Below are 18,437 nucleotides of genomic sequence, written 5' to 3' on the forward strand. Positions count from 1 at the left end.
AGCAGAAATTAAATAAAGGTATTACATGGAAACTGAATTAATCAAAGCACTCAATGGCGTTTTAAAAGCATTTCCTCAATTTTGGGATGGGGAGAAGTTACACCGTTCTTTAGTGATTGATGCGATTAATCAAAAGGAACCAGCTCTGATCAAAGCACTCATTAATAATGACAAGATCAAAGAGAATTACAGCAGTGAGATCGAGGGAGTTTTACTCTTTGATTTTGAGAAGCTTATAAACCTCTTGAAATATAAAGAGTTTTGGTACGACAGTTTTACTAAATACCGCAATACCATTGGTTTAACGAGTGAAGGGAAATATCTTAACTACAATAGCGATGTCGTTTTAGATTTTCCTTTTAAAGATTGCGTACTTGAAGGTGGCATGACCAAAGAGGATCAAGGTAAAGATGAGATCTATTACAATGAAGTGATTGCCCGCGATGAAATTGATCGTCTTTTTGCTCCCAAAGTGCTTACCAAGACAAAGCGCTATACCAAAGAGGGCATTGAAGAGAATATTACTGATTTTAGCGATGAAGATAACCTGATCATTAAAGGCAATAATCTCATTGCACTTCACTCTTTAAAAGAGCGCTATGCCGGCAAAGTCAAACTTATCTATATTGATCCACCTTATAATACTGGGAATGATAGCTTTAAATATAATGATCGTTTTAATCGTTCTACGTGGCTGACTTTCATGAAAAATCGCCTTGAAGTTGCGAGAGATTTGTTAAGTGATGATGGGGTGATTTTTGTTCATATTGGTGATGATGAAGTTCATTATTTGAAGATTTTGATGGATTCTATTTTTGATGAAGAAAAATTTATAGCTACAATTCCAAGAAAAACAAGAAATGGAAAATCTGATGTACCTTATAAATTATCACAAGATTATGATTGGCTATTAACATATACCAAATCTTCGGATACGAAAAAATCGCTATTCAAAAGAACGATTGAACGAAAATATTATGAATCGCCTGATTTTCCAAACGATAAATGGCGCTTATCTGATTTAACAACGCAGAGAACAATAGTAGAGCGACCAAAATCTGATTTTACATTAGTAAATCCTAAGAATCAGGAGGAATATCCTGTTAATCCTAATAGATCTTGGGCTATTACAATTGATACTGTTCAATCGTATTTAGAAAAAAATAAAATTGTATTTCCAGGAGATTATGATTTTCTGAATATTAAGATTCCAGCAATGAGAACTTTCTTATCTGAAGAAATAGAACTGAAAGGAGAGGATTTTAATAAGGCATATGTATCTAGCGAGTTTTTGAATAAGACAATGGATGACTTTTTAAATAATCTTACCAATAGAAAAGGCAATGATGAATTAGTAGGATTATTTAATAATAAAGACTTTTCTTATCCGAAACCGGAAGCATTAATTGAAAAAATATTAGAATACTGCACTGTAAAAACAGACCTTATTTTAGACTTCCACTTAGGCAGTGGAACAACAGCGGCAGTCGCGCATAAAATGGGGCGTAGATATATTGGTATTGAGCAGATGGATTATATCAATGAGATTACCGTACCAAGATTACAAAAAGTGATTGAAGGTGAACAAGGTGGAATTTCTAAAGATGTTGAGTGGCAAGGTGGTGGAAGTTTTGTCTATGTGGAATTGATGGAGCTTAATTATCGCTTTATCCATGAAATTGAAAAGGCGCAGGATTATGAAGCATTAACGTCAATTCTTGAAGAAATGAAAGTCAATGCACATCTTAACTATCATGCTGATCTCAATAAGGTATTAAAAACTGCTTATGAAATGGATGGAATGCCAAGAAAAGTAAGCTTTGATGAATTAGAGCTTCATGAACAGAAAAAGCTATTGATTGAATTACTCGATAAGAATCAGTTATATGTAAGCCTTTCTGAAATCAATGATAAAACATTGTATATTTCAGAAACAGATAAAGCCTTTAATCGTAGTTTTTATGAGAAGGATTAATCATGGCAAAGAAACCAATCAATAAGGATCTACTATTTAACCAGTTTAAAGAGTTTGACCGTTTAGGGTTATTTTCTGAAAACTACGAAGTCCCTAATTATGTTAAGGATAATTTAAAAGACCAATTACGCCCTTATCAGGATGAAGCATTGCGTTATTTGCATTATGCCCAAAATAATCCAGAAGCGGATGTTCGTTATAAGCATCTTCTTTTTAATATGGCAACAGGTGCGGGTAAAACAATGGTAATGGCGGGCGCTATTCTTTATATGTTTAAAGAATATGGCTATCAAAACTTTATCTTCTTTGTTCATACCGATGCGATTATTCAAAAGACTAAAGAGAATCTCTTAAATCCGTTATCTTCTAAATATTTATTCAGCCAAGATATCGAGATTGAAGGTGAAAAAATCACGATTGAGCCGGTAGAAACATTTCCGGCAGTTCCCAATGACAATACGATTTATTTAAAGCTCTCCACGATTCATAAAATTCATGATGAATTGAATAATCCCAAAGAGAACAGTATTACCTTTGATGAATTAAAAGAACAGCGATTAGTGTTATTAGGGGATGAGGCGCACCACTTCAATGCTGAAACGAAAGCCAAAGGAAAAGCCAAAAATAGCAAAGAGTATGAGGAGCTGACATGGGAAAGAACTATTGATTCTATTCTTGCTTTACAGCCTAAAAACCGATTATTGGAATTTACAGCTACCATTAATTTAGAGAATAGAGAGATCTATCAGAAATATAAAGATAAGATCGTTTATCAGTATGATCTTAAACAATTTATGATGGATGGTTATTCTAAAAAGGTAATGCTATTAGAAGCAAACCAAGAAGATAACGAGAAAATGTTAGATGCGGTGTTGTTGAGCCAATACCGTAAGATGGTTGCATTCGATCATGGTATTAGAGAATTTAAACCGATTATTTTGTTTAAATCTAATCAGATTGCTGTCTCTAAGGCAAAACAAGATGACTTTATTCAAATGATTGAATCTTTAACGCCGGATAAAGTTAAAGAGCATTTAACACAGAAGAGAATGCAACTAAGCTCTTCTACTAGTATTTGGCATAAAGTAATAGATCGTTATCTACAAAGTGATTTGATCCCTGTTGTTGGGGGAATTATCGATGATTTTAATGAGATGAATCTGTTAAATGTCAATAAGAGTGATCTGCTAGAAGAATACCCTGTTTTATTAAATACGTTAGAAGAGATTGATAATCCTATTCGCGCTATTTTTGCGGTTGCGAAAGTGAACGAAGGTTGGGATGTCTTGAACCTTTATGATATTGTCAGAATCAGTGAAAAAGCCTCTAATACGAAAAATGGAACAGATAGCGAAGCGCAATTGATTGGACGAGGTGCGCGATATTATCCATTTACTTATCAAGGTGAGCAGAGCTACACCCGCCGTTTTGATACGAGTGTGAGTGATTTAGCGATTTTAGAACAGCTTCATTACCATACGATCAATGAGCCGTCATATATTAAAACATTGCATAATTCGCTAGATAATGCGGATATCGTAGCGCATCTCGATGGCTTGGGGAAAGTTGAACATGCGAAATTGAAAGAAGAGTTTAAAAAATCAAAAATCTATCAAACAGGTGAACTTTTTTATAATGAAGTCATCGATATAGATAACAGTGCTAGAAATTGGGATTCCTACTCTTTAGAAAAACATTTTGAAGTGAGTTATAAGACGGCTCAAGAGATTTCATTAGATCACATTGAAGATGAAGCAGAAAATGAAGATAAGTTGACTCATACTGAAGCACTGCAATTGGATCAGCGATATTTTTATAAAGCACTACAGAAGATTAATTTCTTCACCTTTGAAAACTTACAAACATACTTCCCGATGCTTGAGAGTATGCGGGAATTTATTACGAGTACCGATTATTTAGGTAATTTAACGATCAATGTAAAATTGCCTCTTAAGGTTTCCCTTGCAGATTTACCGGCAAGAGAGAAGCTGCAACTATTAGAGACGGTCTTAGTAAGAATCGCGGATAATATTCGCCGTAACTTTAATAAAGTCATCGGGACTTATCGCTTTACCAGTAAGCCATTAAAAGACTTTGTGAAGGATTACAGTACATTTATTGATATGAATCCTGCAACCTATGCTAATCAGAAGATTGAAGCAAAATCCACGATAGGCAAAAAATGGTATGTATTTGATCAGGCTATTTTAAACCAGTTAGAACATAAACTAGTCGCCTTGATAGATCAGTTTATTCGCAAGCTGAAAGATAAATATGGTGATATTTATCTTATCCGTAATGATGAGCAATCATCTGATTTTAAATTGAGAGAATTTAACGGCGTGAGAGGTTTTATGCCTGATTTCATCTTAATTATGACGGGTATTGAGGATAATGCTTATTATCAAGTATTTTTAGAGCCTAAAGGGGATGACCGCTTACTAGATGATGCTTGGAAAGAGAGAATGCTAGAAACGATTAATCGTAAAGATCTCATCATCTTAGATGAAAATGAGGATGTAAGATTAGTCGGTATTCGATTCTTTGCAGAGAGCAAGCGTGATGAGTTTATTAAGGATTTTGAAGCTAAACTCTACGATGGGAAACCATTAGAAGATATATCGCTGATTTAAGGTTAAGTTATACTCATCATCAAAATCAAAAATCCTGCCAATATTTCCCAATTGTAGGCAGGGATTCGTTAGAATGGATCTTTAACCTTACTATGTTGTGTAATCCTCCCCTTTTTAGGGCTATTTAAAAGTAGAAGGTTTCTCTTGGTTTATTAAAGTTGACACGGTGGCACAGATCCAATGGCTGAATGGGGTCTTTCATTATTATAACTCCATAGCCATTTAGTGGAGTAAATTTGTGCTTCATTGATTGTTCCAAACAGATAATTCGATAGTAACTCCTCTCTTACGGTGCGGTTAAATCGCTCAATATAAGCATTTTGTGTGGGTTTCCCCGGTTGAGTATAGATCAGAGTGATCTTCTTTGAATTAGCCCAATCAATTAATTTCTGGCTAATATATTCAGGGCCATTATCACATCGAATCGCTGCAGGCTTTCCTCTCCATTCAATAATTCTCTCTAAGGAGCGAATCACTTTTTCTGTCGGTAAACTAAAATCAATATCCACGCAAAGACCTTCTCGATTATAATCATCAATCACATTAAAAGTTCGGAAATAACGTCCATTTTGCAAGCTGTCAGACATAAAATCCATCGACCATATTTGATTAATATCTGTCGCTAATCCCAATGCTTCGGGGCAATTTCTGATGATTCGTTTTTTAGGTTTAATTCTGAGATTAAGCTCTAATTCCCGATAAACTCTTAAAACTCGTTTATGATTCCATCGGAACTTTTGAATATTTCTCAAATAATCAAAACATAAACCAAAACCCCAACGCTTATGAGCTTTAGTTAACTTCAGTAACCAAGTTTCAATGAGTCTGTTTTCGGAAGAGGCTTTGGCCTGATAGTGAAAAGCCGTTTTGCTAATCCCAAATATCTCACAAACCAAACGAATGGAGATATCTTGAGTCTTTAAAACAGCTTTAGCCATCTCTTTTCGTTGAGATGGCTTTACCACTTTCCCTCTAAAGCTTCTTGGCGGATACGGGACTTTAAACATTCTTCAGCATACATTTTTTTGAGCCTTGCATTCTCAGCTTCTAGCTCTTTTAAGCGAGTAATCATCGAGGCATCCATACCACCATATTTTGAACGCCACTTATAAAATGTCGCCGAACTAATCCCATGCTCTCGACATAAATCGGTCACTTTCACGCCTGATTCATTCTGCTTTAAGATTGACATGATTTGTGTGTCTGTGAATTTTGATTTTTTCATAGTTAATTTCTCCTAAGTAAATAATACGAGAAAATTCTACTTATAGTCGGTATTATTTTTAGGGAGGATTACAGTTGCAATTCATTTAATGAATAGAGGAGTGAGCTATGCACGAACATCACGAACACGATCACCACAGCCACGAAGATCATCCAAGAGTGTTGGTTTTAGTGGATGTACAAGAGAAACTTTTGAGAGTGATGAATAAGCAAGAACAACTACTACGGAATTTAACGATTCTAGTGGAAGGGGCCATTGCACTTGAGATACCGATTATTTGGCTTGAGCAATATCCTCGTGGACTGGGTCGAACAGTGCCGGAGCTTAAAGCGCTATTAGAAGAGAAAGGTATTGAACCCATTGATAAAATGAGCTTTAGTGGCTGTAAAACAGAAGCGATGCAACAAGCATTAGCGCCATATACCGCAGAACATTGCCATTTTATTGTGGCGGGTATTGAAGCGCATATCTGTGTCTATCAGACGGTACAGGATCTTTTAGCGGAGGATCTTGCTGTTGAAGTGGTTGCAGATGCGGTAGGTTCGCGCGTGGAAGAGAGCGTAGAAATTGCGCTGAATAAGATGATGCAATTAGGCGCTGATTTAACGAGTGTTGAGATGTGTCTATTTGAGCTTTTGGGGAGTGCTGAACATCCACAATTTAAGACAATTAGTAAATTGATTAAGTAGCTAATTCATCAACGAATCGATTCATCAATGAATTAAGTAGTGATCGATAATGGCTTGAAATAACGTGCGTATTGATCATAATTTACAAAATTTATTGTAAAAATAGATCCTGATAAGATCCATAAGTGCAGAGTATAGGCTTAGGGATCTAATCGGGATTTTTTCTTATATCGTTGCCTATAGATAAGAGATAATTTCAGTCATTGCTTGGCATTTATCAGTGAGGATTGAGCATTGAGTTTTTGAAAAATATTCAGATGAAATTTCCAGATAAAATTTCTAATTGACTCTTGAAAATAAACTTAATAAAAATCCGAGATAAGGTAGAATCACAAATGATTTAAACAATAATATGTGCAATATTATTGATGATTTTTCTAATAAAATTCTTATCAGAAACTAAACTATTGATTACCACTCTTCTCAGTCGAGGGCTATTGAGATGAATTATGAATTGATGATTGTATTAGCATTGCTATTTATGGCAGTTGTGGCTTTTATGCTCAATAAGCCACGAATGGATGTGGTTGCAGTTTGTGCGTTATTAGCTTTGCCATTGACCGGCAGTGTGACATTAGATCAGGCACTTGCCGGCTTTAGTGACAGCAGTGTGATTGTGGTAGCCGTCTTTTTCGTGATTGGTGATGGTTTGGTGCGGACCGGCATTGCATTTCGGGTTGGCGATTGGTTGGTTAAACAATCTAAAAATAGTGAGACAAGGCTCATTTTACTCCTAATGCTCTCTGTCGCATTTTTGGGCTCTGTGATGAGTTCAACGGGCATTGTGGCGATTTTCATTCCGATTCTATTAAGTGTTGCTACGAAGATGAAAGCAGATACCCGGCGTTTGATGATGCCTTTGAGCTTTGCCGGTCTGATTAGTGGGATGTTAACGCTCGTGGCGACACCGCCGAATCTTGTGGTTTCAGGGCAGTTACAATTAGCGGGGCACGCACCTTTTCAATTCTTCTCATTTACACCGATCGGACTGATTGTATTAGTAGTGGGCATTATCTATATGCTCTTTGCTCGTCGATTATTGGGGAAAAAGAGCAGTGATACGGCAACAACAGGGCATACTCGCATTAATTTCGATGATTTAGCGACAGAATATGGGCTCAAAGGACGCAATTATCGGGCGCAAGTGGGGAAAGGCTCGCCCATGATTGGTAAACGGCTATCAGAGATGCATCTGCGGGAAGAGCACGGCGCGAATATTATCGCCGTAGAACGTCGTTTAAATCGTCTTCGCAATGTAGTGCTCGATGCCGTTCCTGACCGGGTTATTCAAGAGAATGATGTGCTCTTATTTGATTTCTTCTATCCTGAGCAGGTGAACCTTTTCTTGCAGAAATTCAATTTGGTTTCTCTACCATTGATGAGTAGCTACTTTAATGAGCATTCCCGAGAGATCGGTATGGTTGAGGTGACTATTCATCCGGATTCTAAATTGATTGATAAAACCGTTTTAGAGAGTGCTTTCCGTTCCCAATATGGTCTTAATGTGATGGGAATTAAGCGGCAAGGGGAAGTGCTAGAGAATGAGCTTGTGAATGAGAAGCTCAAACGGGGAGATACCCTATTAGTAGTCGGGATGTGGCGTGCGATTCGGCAATTACAGACGATGAAAAATGACTTCGTTGTATTAACTATTCCGGCAGAGATTGATGAAGTTGCGCCGGCAATGGAGAAAGCACCGTATGCAATTATTGCGCTCTTGATTACGGTAGCCTTAATGATTTCAGGGGTTTTCCCGACAGTATTAGTAGCGATCTTCGGCGCACTCTTAATGGGTGCTTTTGGTTGTATTACGATGGATAGTGCTTATAAGTCAATTCATTGGCAGAGCGTTATTTTGATTGTCGGGATGTTCCCCTTTGCCGTTGCGCTACAAAATACCGGCGGTGTTGACTTAGCTGTTCAATTTTTACTGGATATGAGTGGGGATGCAAGTCCACGCGTCCTATTAGCGATGCTTTTTGGCATTACGGCGGTTATTGGGCTTTTTGTCTCAAATACGGCAACGGCAGTTCTTTTAGCACCGATTGCAATTCAAACTGCTTCGGCATTAGGCGTTTCCCCTTATCCCTTTGCAATGGCAGTTGCGATCGCGGCTTCAGCAGCCTTTATGACCCCTGTTTCTTCCCCTGTAAATACTTTAGTCGTAGCGCCAGGACGTTATAGCTTTGGGGACTTTATCAAAATTGGGGTGCCATTTGTTTTCATTGTAATGGCAATTGCGGTCTTCTTTATTCCTATTTTATTCCCGCTATAGTTGATTGTTACAATGTTAAGAGATGAGTCAATCACTCACTTGCGGGCGCAGGGTTGATCTGGAATGGTAAGCATTCTATCCCGCCGGGAATCAGCTTTGATTGGGAATGATTCAGGGTAAGAAGGTAGGCGTATCGCCGGGGCGAATGATCTCGCTCTTGTCACAATCGCGCGCCGGCAGTTGTGGCATTTCAAGTTACGATAATAGGGAATGCTACTACTTCGTACTGACAGGCAATCAGTTCAGAGATCGTTAATGTTGAGAGATGAGTCAATCGCTCACTTGCGGACGTTGGATTGATCTGGAATGGTAAGCATTCGATCCCGCCGGGAATCAGCTTTGATTGGGAATGATTCAGGGTAAGAAGGTAGGCGCATCGCCGGGGCGAATGATCTCGCTCTTGTCACAATCGCGCGCCGGCAGTTGGTGCTTCGTGTTGAGATAGTATTTTTGTGATCCCATTACTTTCACGTGGAAATGAAAAAAGGCCCCTATTAAGAGGCCTTTTGATGTTACTGCATCTGTTATTTAAACAGAATCCATCGATTATGCATCAGGTTCACGTGAACGGCTTAAGAACTCTTTTGGATATTGAGTAAAGCCACGTGTTACAAATGCAAGGTAGATAATACCGATGGTTGCCCAGACTAAACCGATGACAAGCGCTTGATATTCAAGGCTATACCACAGGTAGCTGATGAATGCCATTCCTAAGAATGGGAAGATGAGGTACTGAATATTGTTATTAACACTATAACGTTGCTTATCACGAATATAGTATTGAACAACCACACAGAGATTCACAAAGAAGAAAGCGGTTAATGCACCGAAGTTCACTAAGTGAAGGGCAAAGTTAAGGTCAAAGAACCCTGCTGTTAAACAGATCACACCAACGATAATGATGTTGATAGAAGGTGTTTTGTATTTAGGGTTGATATAACCGAAGATCTTAGTTGGTAATACACCATCACGACCCATTACATACATCATCCGAGAAACCCCTGTATGCGCCGCAATACCTGACGCACACACTGCTAATACCGCTAACCAAAGACCTACAGATTGTAAGAATGTTTTGGCAACAAAGCGTGTAATAGATTGCTCGCCTACATAGAGGAGGATTTCCGGCTGACTCTCATCAGGTACTTGGAATACGTAGCCTTTGAAGTAGAGCTGCATAAAGTAGGTCATACCGATAAAGATCAAACCACCGATAAAGGTTGTTAAGAAGATCGCCCGTGGAACCGTTCTTGCCGCATTCTTGGTCTCTTCTGATAATGAACTTAAACCATCAAAACCTAGGAATGAGAAGCAGAGAATCGCCGAACCGGCAGCAACCGCCCCAATTTGCATATCCGGTGTAAAGAATGGTTCAACACTAGTAATAGTTCCAGCACCGACACCATCAAACATTAGACCCTTAATCACTAAGGCTAAGAAGATTCCCATAAGAAGCAACTGGCAGAAGACGATTAATGTATTCACATTCGCAACGAGCTCAACGCCACGATAGTTAATATAGGTCATTACGATGGCTAAAGGCACAACGTAGAACCAGATACTAATATCACTGCTAATTAAGGTTTTAAGATAGATGGTTGCTAATAAGATATTGATCATCGGATTAAATAGATAATCAAGCATCGTACACCAACCGATCACAAATCCAAGGTTTGGATTCAGCGAACGTTGCGCGTAGGTATAAGCAGAACCTGCGGAAGGATAGTAACGTACCATTTTACCGTAACTGAGTGCAGTGAACATCATTGCAATCAAGGTAATAATATAAGCCGTTGGTACATGGCCACCTGTATCATCACTGACGATACCAAAGGTATCGAAGACAGTCATTGGCTGCATATAAGCAAGACCGATCATAATCAGTTGCCATAGCACAAGTGTCTTTTGTAATCTTGCAGGTGAAGAAGGTGTGAAAGATGCGTTAGGAGATAACGCTTTTTTTTGATGAAACATAAGTTTATTTCCCCCAGCCTCAAATGGCATGTTAAGAGAGATAAATTAGCCGCGTTAATTCAGATGAATTATTGCCCCCTTGTGTTAATACAGGTACTTAAGTATAAAGCCCCATAAAAAAACCTCATTTCTTTTCTGAGGTTCGGGGAATTTTACACTTTTTTTTTGAGATGGCCACCTTTTTCTCTTTTTTTGAATATTTTTTAGGCAAAATAAGTTAAAAAAGCGTGTTAACTGATTGAAAAAATGTGAAAGCTATCAGCAAGATAATTATATTGATCCTAATAGAATGCGTTGTTGACTGCTCATATCGCCTGCGCAAAAGGGGAATATAGATCATAAAAAGCGCAATAAAAATTGCCTATTTGGCAAAATATGCTCATTCAAAAATTTTAATTCGAAAAGTTTCATTCTAAAGCGCTTATGACTTGACCTGGTAATGGAAATCACAATAGTGATCGCCCTGCATTAAGGTATGTGGCCTTTCAAGTGTAATATCCGGGGCATATCCCTCGATAAAAGAGAGATCTCGATTACAAGAGAGCAGATAGCCAATCTCTTCTAATCCCATTTCACGATACATTTCTGCATAACGACAACGGGTTACTCGATAGGTTAAGTGTTCTTCACTTTGGCTTACCGGTTCGATGGTTAGTGCATCTTCTTTGGTCCAGAGCGGTTGAATGGCAACTAACGTTGCGATAGAGGTAGGTAGCAGTTCGCCGGAGGAAGAAGAGCGGGTATTAGCCGCCATTGTCTTGCCTTGATTGATAGCATCTTGCTTGATCGCTTCGGCAATGATCGACTGTGCTTTCTCTTGGCCGAGTTCTCGTTTCATCACTTCATAAATGGGTTTAATGATCGCCGCTTCAATGCGACGTTTCTCTAGAATTCCCATATTATCGTTATTCTGCTTGCTCATTATTAATATCCTATCGTTATGATATATCAATACTTTTAAAAAAGCATTGAGCTAAATATTGTTGAAAGGTATGTTTAGTATGTATTTAAACTCTTCGGGATAGCAAGCTTTATTTTCTCGATTTAGTAAAAAGAGCGTAGGGGATAGCTACACTCTTTTGTCGTATTACTTAGGAATTCATTTTTTAAGACGACTCTAATGCATCTTCTTCTGCGGGAATAAATTCTTGTTTCATAAATGATTTATAGGAATCATCCATAATCTCAATCCAAGGCTTCGGCAAGCAAGCCGCTAGCGTGCCGGTAATGGTTGAACTATAGCTCTTATTACGAAAGCCCATGATGTCTTCTTTCTTATCTTGTTGCCAAGATTTAAGAATGAGTCCTTGTTCAAAGACGTGGAAATCAGGATAGTCAGTCGCCTCTAGAAGGTCTTGAATATAGGATGCTTGGAAATCAATATTATCTTCAGATGTCTGGCAATGCTGAAGTTTTTCAATCCAAGCTTGACTATCTTTGAGCATCGCTTCACGACTTGGAAGCTGAATGTGCCCCATGATGACATCCCGTGCATACCATGCTTGGGTATCAAACATATTAAATGTGTAGTATTGATCTTGCATGCCGAGGTAGATCATCTTCGGGTGATCAATCAAGAAAATACCTTTATAGAGATCGGCAGGGTAGATACTATTTTTGGCTTTAAGACGAATCTCTTCGCTTAAAAAATTGAAGTTAAAACGATAACCGGTACAGAAGATAATAGCATCAAAATCTTTATGGCTCCCATCTTTGAAGTAAGCGGTACGACCTTTAGCTTTGATTAATAGCGGACGTTCCTCAAAATGAGGGGGCCAATCATGCCCAATCGGATTAGTGCGATAGCTAAAAGTGATCGATTTTGCGCCATATTTGTAACATTGAGTACCGATATCTTCAGCAGAATAGCTACTACCGACGATGAGGATATCTTGATCTTTAAATTCTCGGGCATCTCTAAATTCATGAGAGTGAATCACGCGACCTGAAAAATCTTCTAGCCCCTCCACTCGTGGTAGATAAGGGGTTGAGAAATGGCCTGTGGCACAGACAACATAATCAAATTCCTCAGTGATGAGTCGATCCTGTGTATGATCCATGACCGTGACGCGGAATTTTTCATTATCCGGAAGATATTCAATCCAACGAACGGCATGATTAAAGCGAATATAGTCGCGAATATTATCGCGCTCGACTCGGCTGACAATGTAATCTTTAAGTACCGCTCGGGGTACGTAAGAGGGAATCGGCTCTTTGAAGTGCTCATCAAAGGTATAATCCCCAAATTCTAAGGCTTCTTTTGGTGCATTAATCCAAAGGAAACGATACATGCAGCCATGAATTGGTTCACCATTATGATCCACGCTCGTTTCCCAGTTATATCGCCATACACCGCCCCAATCATCTTGCTTTTCGTAACAGACAATTTCGGGGATTTCCTGGCCTTGATTTTTAAGCGCTTGAAAAGCTCGAAGTTGTGCTAGTCCACTTGGACCTGCACCTAGAATTGCAATCTTTTTCTTTTGATTCATAGGGTTCCTTTCAGTTGTCAAACACCTTTATAACCCTAACGAAAATAATTTATAAATACAATATTGATTTTTATTTTTAATTATGTTATGAAAAAACAATAAAAAAGCTATTTTATTATATTTTTTATTATTTATTTAATTTATTTATAAAAAAGATAATTCTATTTTTCGATTCAAAGTAGTCTGAGAGAGCGCTCTATTAGGCAGGTTCCAGAGAATGATGTTTTTTATAAAATCATTCATTCAGATATTTTTTGGTAATATTCATCAATAATTCATCAATAAAATGGGCAAGATAGACAAAACTACAATAAATCTACAAAAAAGCTTTAGCTAACAAAAAACCTAATAAAATAACACCATTCATTAGGATTCATTTTATTAGGTTAATAATGATGGTCCGCTTAGAGATCTGAGCAATAATTGAGGGTAAAGCCGCAATCATTACATTTTTATCAGATCTCTAATGGCATTTAGAGTATTCGCTTAATTATTATGATCAAATATTCTCTGTGAGTAGAATAGACCAACCATTATCTCTTGCTGTGTGGATAATTGCGCGATTGAGCGCACCTTTGGCTTTGAGGTAATGTTTCGCTGAATGTTGCGTCATCTCAGCAACAACTTGATAACTAGTACTATTGCTACTGATGAGCTGGCGAATATTGAAGTTTATTCGCTTAATCATCGCCGGCAATGCTTCATCAACTAATTTCATCTCAGCATAGATCCCGTCTTGCATTTTTGCTTTGACATCCTCAAAATCTAAGCGTGCTTCTGGCGTATCTTCGAGAGTAAAGTTGAGGGTTAAGCTATAGCCGCGCGAAAGATTGCTGAATTTAAGTTTATAAAATTCCCCAGTACCCATCACAATGGTAGAGCCATCATGATCAAGGTAGACAGACTCCGGCGTTTGGCGCAGAACTTGGACAATACGTTTATCCGGCAATAAGAGAATATCGCCTTTACGGCTTGGGAACCAAAGTTCATCATTCACTGTTTCCCGGGAATAGAGCTTATCAATGAGATCGATCGTGACCCGTAATTTACCATTATCAAGGAGTGGATTGGTAAGATAAACGTTATTGAGATTGATCTTAGTAATTTCCCAAGGAATATCATTATAGATAATTCTCTCACCTTCACGGGCTTGTCCGAGATTGAGGAATACGCGCAATTTATTAAGATAGCTTGGAATTTTTGTACGAAAACTAATCGCTAGCATTAAGAGGATTAATCCGACAATCCCAAAGAGCATAATATTGCCACTTGTGTGTAAAATGACAAGGAAAATAGAGACCGAGAAAATAAGATTGAAAGCTTGGAAAATAAGCAACATCAAGCGCCATTTAAAATTAGTGACACGACTTTTATCTTGTTGCTGATAACGGGTAAATATTAAAATTAAGCGACTGAGAATATAGTAAAATCCTACAGAAACGACGATCGCAATAAGAATGGCGAGCCCTTCATTTTTGATGAAGCTCCAAAGATTATCGGTAAATTTCTGAAAGAAACTACGGTTATCGGTTAAATCTTGTAATTTAAGATCAACGATATTTTTTTGATGTTCGATTGATTTGAGTCTATCTAACCATTCATCATCAAGTTTAGTGATTAATTTTACTGATTGAGGGCTGAGTTGTGCTTGATCGATACTTTTGAGCGTCGCAATACCATTATTGGCAAGTTCAATTTTCTTATTGAGCTCTCTGCGCTCTTCAATTAATTGATCACGTGTTCGTGCTTTTTCTGTCATTCTCTGCATTTGTGCAAAGAATGGTTGTAGGATTTGTAAAACCTCTTGTTGCCAATTGTAATTGAGGTTTGTTGTGGGTTCTTCGGCAGCGGGTTCTTGAAAGAGGGTGAGATCTATGCCGCCTAGTACGGTCTGTTCAAAGAGTGCATTGAAATCTTTACTTTGATTATTGAGTGTCTGTAAGCGTTGTGTTAAATCCGTCTTTTCATCTTCGGAAAGATTGCTATCTTTCAGTTGAGTTTGTAGTGCTTTTTTTCGCTCACTAATATCTTCTAGTTTTAACTCAATATTATTTAGTTTTTCAGCACGTTGATCACTTGCGAGATCATTCGCAAAGGTCAGAGGTACAAAACTAGAGAGGCAAAATGAAAATAGCAATAAGAGAATTATCAATGGCTTCCGTTGATATATTCGCATATTAATTCCTTTTATAAGTTAATCAAGATTGATAAATCAATAGGGACATAAATGCCCCTGTTGCTTGTAATAGTTGCTTATTGTACGCCATTTTGCCCACGATTTCTTAAGGCATGATCAAGTAGTACAATCGCTAACATTGCTTCAGCAATCGGCGTTGCTCGAATACCCACGCAAGGGTCATGTCGGCCATGTGTGACAACGGTAGTTTCAGCACCATCAGTATCAATCGTTCGTCCTTCTAACCGCAGGCTAGAAGTAGGTTTGAGCGCTATATGGGCAATAATAGGCTGTCCTGAAGAGATTCCGCCTAAAATACCGCCAGCATGGTTAGAGAGAAAACCATCAGCCGTAATTTCATCGCGAAATTCGGTGCCAAGTGCTTCAATACAATCAAAACCATCGCCAATTTCAACCCCTTTTACGGCATTAATGCCCATCAATGCATGGGCAATATCAGCATCTAAACGATCAAATACAGGTTCACCTAAGCCGACAGGTACATTGTCAGCGATCACCGTCACTTTCGCGCCGATAGAATTGCCTGATTTACGCAGTTGATCCATATAGGTTTCAAGTTCAGGGATATCTTGCAAATTAGGCCAAAAGAATGGATTTTGGGTATTCTCAATCGCTGATTTATCAAAAGTGCTCGGCTTAATGGGACCTAATTGGGAGAGGTAGCCATAAATTTCCGTATTAAAGAGCTTTTTGAGTGCCGCTTTAGCAATAGCACCAGCGGCCACACGAATCGCCGTTTCTCGAGCGCTAGAGCGTCCTCCGCCACGATAATCGCGAAAGCCATATTTATGGTGATAGGTAAAGTCAGCATGTCCTGGGCGGAAGAGATTTTGAATATTACTATAATCTTTCGAGCGTTGATCTTCATTTTCGATTAAAAGCGCAATGGAAGTTCCGGTCGTTTTGCCTTCAAAAACCCCTGAAAGAATAGAGACACGATCGGCTTCTCGGCGCTGTGTCGTATGGCGTGATTGACCAGGTTTTCGACGATCAAGATCCACTTGTAACATTGCCTCGTCAATTTCAATGCCGGCAGGGCAACCATCGACAATGGCGACGAGCGCTTGACCGTGACTTTCGCCTGCCGTAGAAACTGTAAATAATTGACCGATACTATTGCCGGACATAGATTTTCCCTCGCTTGTGATAATTTTCTGAATGTTGTTATAGTATGATAAATGATCCAATATTCCAATGGTTATCAGTAGTTAACTATTGCTGTTGACCGTTTTCGATTCCGTTTATAGCATTTCTTATAGCATAAAAAATCCCCGGGTAACAGCCGAGGATTTTCAGATACTTTAACCTTATGAACCTTCTCTTATGAAACTAAATTGCAAAGAGAACACGTTTCTCATCTTTGAGTAATTCATAGACTTTATCGATGTGTCCTTGCTCAGTGACATAAACATCAATCGTTAAAGAGAGATATTTTCCCGTTTTACTCAAATTGCGTTTGATTCGATCATGATCGAGATTAGGATCAACCTCAGTCATCAACGCAATAATGGTCTCTTCAAATTCAGGGGTATTTTCACCGGTCACTTTGAAAGCAAAGTGGCAGGGAAATTCAACGAGTGCTTCACCAGTTTCTGGATTAATCATGATATTTTTCTCCATGTTGTTTGGCCATTTTTATCCTCAAGGGCAATTCCGAGCGCTGCGAGTTCATCCCGAATACGATCTGATTCAGCCCAATTCTTCTCGGCTCTTGCTTGATTACGTGCGGCAATCATGGCATCGATATCGATGGTAAGATTTTCCGTATCGCCTTGTAAAAATTGTTTTGGATCTTGTTGTAGTAACCCTAATACTGCACCGAGTTCTTTAAGGATTGTATAATAAATGGCATCTTGAGTTTTATTATAGGCTGTTGCCGCTTCATATAATATGGAGATGGCAAGCGCGGAATTAAAGTCATCATCCATTGCTGCATAGAATTTATCCAGTAAAGGATGGGATTCTGGTAGCATAGGGACTTCCTCAGGAGCATGGCTGAGTGCAGTGTAAAGTCGACGTAAACCATTACCTGCTTGGGTAATCGTTTCATTCGAGTAGTTGATATGACTACGATAATGGGTGCTTAAAATAAAGAAACGCAGGACTTCTGCCGGATAGACTTCTAAAATCTCACGAATGGTAAAGAAGTTGCCGAGCGATTTACTCATCTTCTCATTATCAATATTGATAAAGCCATTATGCATCCAATAATTAGCCATCTTCTCATCGTGGCAGCCTTCTGATTGGGCAATTTCACACTCATGATGAGGGAATTTGAGATCCATACCACCGCCATGAATATCAAAATGAATGCCGAGTTCTTCTTCACTCATGACAGAGCATTCAATATGCCAACCGGGGCGGCCAGGGCCAAATGGTGAATCCCAAGCAGGTTCGCCTTCTTTCGCATGCTTCCAAAGTACAAAGTCAACGGGATCTTCTTTAAATTGATCTACGGCGACACGCTCGCCGGCGCGCAGCTCATCAATGGATTGATTCGATAATTTCCCATACTCTTTGAAAGCGCGGACACGATAGTAAACATCGCCATTATCAGCACGATAGGCTAGCCCTTTATCCATCAATTTGCTGATCATAGTGATCATACCTTCAACATGCGCTGTTGCTCGAGGCTCACTATCAGGTGATAGAATATTGAGCGCTTCACAATCCTCGTGCATCTTATCGATAAATTCGCTCGTCAAGTCTTGAATAGTAATACCGCGCTCTTGTGCTCGGGCGATAATTTTGTCATCAATATCGGTGATATTCCGGACAAATTTCACTTGATAGCCCTTGTGGCGAAAATAACGATTAATCATATCAAATGCCACTAATGACCTCGCATGACCAATATGACAATAATCGTAGACAGTCATTCCACAGACATACATTTTAATGTGATTCTCTTCGAGGGGAACAAAAGTCTCTTTTTGTCGTGTAAGGCTATTATATAGTTGAATCATAGGTTACTCTC

Annotated in this window: 13 protein-coding genes; 5 read left to right on the forward strand and 8 right to left on the reverse strand. The window is 38.7% G+C overall.

What is annotated here, in order from left to right; genetic code table 11:
- Nucleotides 1-25 precede the first annotated feature (25 nt).
- Nucleotides 26-1,975 (forward strand): DNA methyltransferase, encoded by a 1,950-nt coding sequence (locus WMO13_RS03635; RefSeq protein WP_026879090.1) that lies wholly within the window; start codon nucleotides 26-28, stop codon nucleotides 1,973-1,975.
- Between the two features lie 2 nt (nucleotides 1,976-1,977).
- Nucleotides 1,978-4,608 (forward strand): DEAD/DEAH box helicase family protein, encoded by a 2,631-nt coding sequence (locus WMO13_RS03640; protein ID WP_026879089.1) that lies wholly within the window; start codon nucleotides 1,978-1,980, stop codon nucleotides 4,606-4,608.
- Between the two features lie 152 nt (nucleotides 4,609-4,760).
- Here the strand turns inward: WMO13_RS03640 and WMO13_RS03645 are convergent.
- Nucleotides 4,761-5,833, reverse strand: a protein-coding gene (locus tag WMO13_RS03645) for an IS3 family transposase (protein ID WP_342386822.1) whose coding sequence is annotated in 2 segments (ribosomal slippage) — nucleotides 4,761-5,572 and nucleotides 5,572-5,833 — 1,074 coding nt in all. Because the reading frame shifts where the segments join, the coding sequence is not laid out codon by codon here.
- Nucleotides 5,834-5,940: 107 nt separating this feature from the next.
- Here WMO13_RS03645 and WMO13_RS03650 point away from each other — a divergent pair.
- The 3 genes from WMO13_RS03650 to WMO13_RS03660 all read left to right on the forward strand — a co-directional run bounded on the left by WMO13_RS03650 (nucleotide 5,941) and on the right by WMO13_RS03660 (nucleotide 9,053).
- A complete protein-coding gene (locus WMO13_RS03650; RefSeq protein ID WP_051396265.1) occupies nucleotides 5,941-6,522 on the forward strand; it encodes an isochorismatase family protein in 582 nt (193 codons plus the stop codon).
- A gap of 442 nt (nucleotides 6,523-6,964) precedes the next feature.
- Entirely contained in the window at nucleotides 6,965-8,797 is a 1,833-nt protein-coding gene (locus WMO13_RS03655) for an SLC13 family permease (protein ID WP_026879172.1), read from the forward strand.
- A gap of 106 nt (nucleotides 8,798-8,903) precedes the next feature.
- Entirely contained in the window at nucleotides 8,904-9,053 is a 150-nt protein-coding gene (locus WMO13_RS03660; RefSeq protein ID WP_156923278.1) for a hypothetical protein, read from the forward strand.
- 290 nt (nucleotides 9,054-9,343) lie between these two features.
- Here WMO13_RS03660 and WMO13_RS03665 read toward each other — a convergent pair whose 3' ends face one another.
- The 7 genes from WMO13_RS03665 to cysS form a co-directional block, all read right to left on the reverse strand.
- Nucleotides 9,344-10,771, reverse strand: a complete 1,428-nt coding sequence (locus WMO13_RS03665) for an APC family permease (protein WP_026879171.1) — start codon at nucleotides 10,769-10,771, stop codon at nucleotides 9,344-9,346.
- A 421-nt stretch (nucleotides 10,772-11,192) separates the two neighbouring features.
- Nucleotides 11,193-11,693 (reverse strand): L-2-amino-thiazoline-4-carboxylic acid hydrolase, encoded by a 501-nt coding sequence (locus WMO13_RS03670; protein WP_026879170.1) that lies wholly within the window; start codon nucleotides 11,691-11,693, stop codon nucleotides 11,193-11,195.
- Between the two features lie 184 nt (nucleotides 11,694-11,877).
- Entirely contained in the window at nucleotides 11,878-13,263 is a 1,386-nt protein-coding gene (locus tag WMO13_RS03675; RefSeq protein ID WP_026879169.1) for a flavin-containing monooxygenase, read from the reverse strand.
- Nucleotides 13,264-13,762: 499 nt separating this feature from the next.
- Nucleotides 13,763-15,439 carry a hypothetical protein gene (locus WMO13_RS03680; protein ID WP_026879168.1) on the reverse strand — a complete coding sequence of 559 codons (1,677 nt, stop codon included), beginning with the start codon at nucleotides 15,437-15,439 and terminating at the stop codon, nucleotides 13,763-13,765.
- Nucleotides 15,440-15,516: 77 nt separating this feature from the next.
- Nucleotides 15,517-16,587, reverse strand: coding sequence for a chorismate synthase (aroC, locus tag WMO13_RS03685; RefSeq protein ID WP_026879167.1), 1,071 nt, complete (start codon nucleotides 16,585-16,587; stop codon nucleotides 15,517-15,519).
- 202 nt (nucleotides 16,588-16,789) lie between these two features.
- The gene (locus tag WMO13_RS03690; protein WP_026879166.1) at nucleotides 16,790-17,065 is read right to left on the reverse strand and encodes an HP0495 family protein; all 276 of its coding nucleotides are present in this window, start codon (nucleotides 17,063-17,065) and stop codon (nucleotides 16,790-16,792) included.
- Nucleotides 17,062-18,426, reverse strand: a complete 1,365-nt coding sequence (gene cysS, locus WMO13_RS03695; RefSeq protein ID WP_026879165.1) for a cysteine--tRNA ligase — start codon at nucleotides 18,424-18,426, stop codon at nucleotides 17,062-17,064. The genes WMO13_RS03690 and cysS overlap by 4 nt, the downstream gene beginning before the upstream one ends.
- Nucleotides 18,427-18,437: the final 11 nt, after the last annotated feature.

Source organism: Ignatzschineria larvae DSM 13226, from assembly GCF_038500265.1.
Classification (GTDB): Bacteria; Pseudomonadota; Gammaproteobacteria; order Cardiobacteriales; family Wohlfahrtiimonadaceae; genus Ignatzschineria; species Ignatzschineria larvae.

Bases quoted from the DNA above. Each gene is read 5' to 3' on its own strand.
- WMO13_RS03635 (WP_026879090.1), top strand. From the start codon at position 26: ATGGAAACTGAATTAATCAAAGCACTCAATGGCGTTTTAAAAGCATTT.
- WMO13_RS03640 (WP_026879089.1), top strand. From the start codon at position 1,978: ATGGCAAAGAAACCAATCAATAAGGATCTACTATTTAACCAGTTTAAA.
- WMO13_RS03650 (WP_051396265.1), top strand. From the start codon at position 5,941: ATGCACGAACATCACGAACACGATCACCACAGCCACGAAGATCATCCA.
- WMO13_RS03655 (WP_026879172.1), top strand. From the start codon at position 6,965: ATGAATTATGAATTGATGATTGTATTAGCATTGCTATTTATGGCAGTT.
- WMO13_RS03660 (WP_156923278.1), top strand. From the start codon at position 8,904: ATGATTCAGGGTAAGAAGGTAGGCGTATCGCCGGGGCGAATGATCTCG.
- WMO13_RS03665 (WP_026879171.1), bottom strand. From the start codon at position 10,771: ATGTTTCATCAAAAAAAAGCGTTATCTCCTAACGCATCTTTCACACCT.
- WMO13_RS03670 (WP_026879170.1), bottom strand. From the start codon at position 11,693: ATGAGCAAGCAGAATAACGATAATATGGGAATTCTAGAGAAACGTCGC.
- WMO13_RS03675 (WP_026879169.1), bottom strand. From the start codon at position 13,263: ATGAATCAAAAGAAAAAGATTGCAATTCTAGGTGCAGGTCCAAGTGGA.
- WMO13_RS03680 (WP_026879168.1), bottom strand. From the start codon at position 15,439: ATGCGAATATATCAACGGAAGCCATTGATAATTCTCTTATTGCTATTT.
- aroC (WP_026879167.1), bottom strand. From the start codon at position 16,587: ATGTCCGGCAATAGTATCGGTCAATTATTTACAGTTTCTACGGCAGGC.
- WMO13_RS03690 (WP_026879166.1), bottom strand. From the start codon at position 17,065: ATGATTAATCCAGAAACTGGTGAAGCACTCGTTGAATTTCCCTGCCAC.
- cysS (WP_026879165.1), bottom strand. From the start codon at position 18,426: ATGATTCAACTATATAATAGCCTTACACGACAAAAAGAGACTTTTGTT.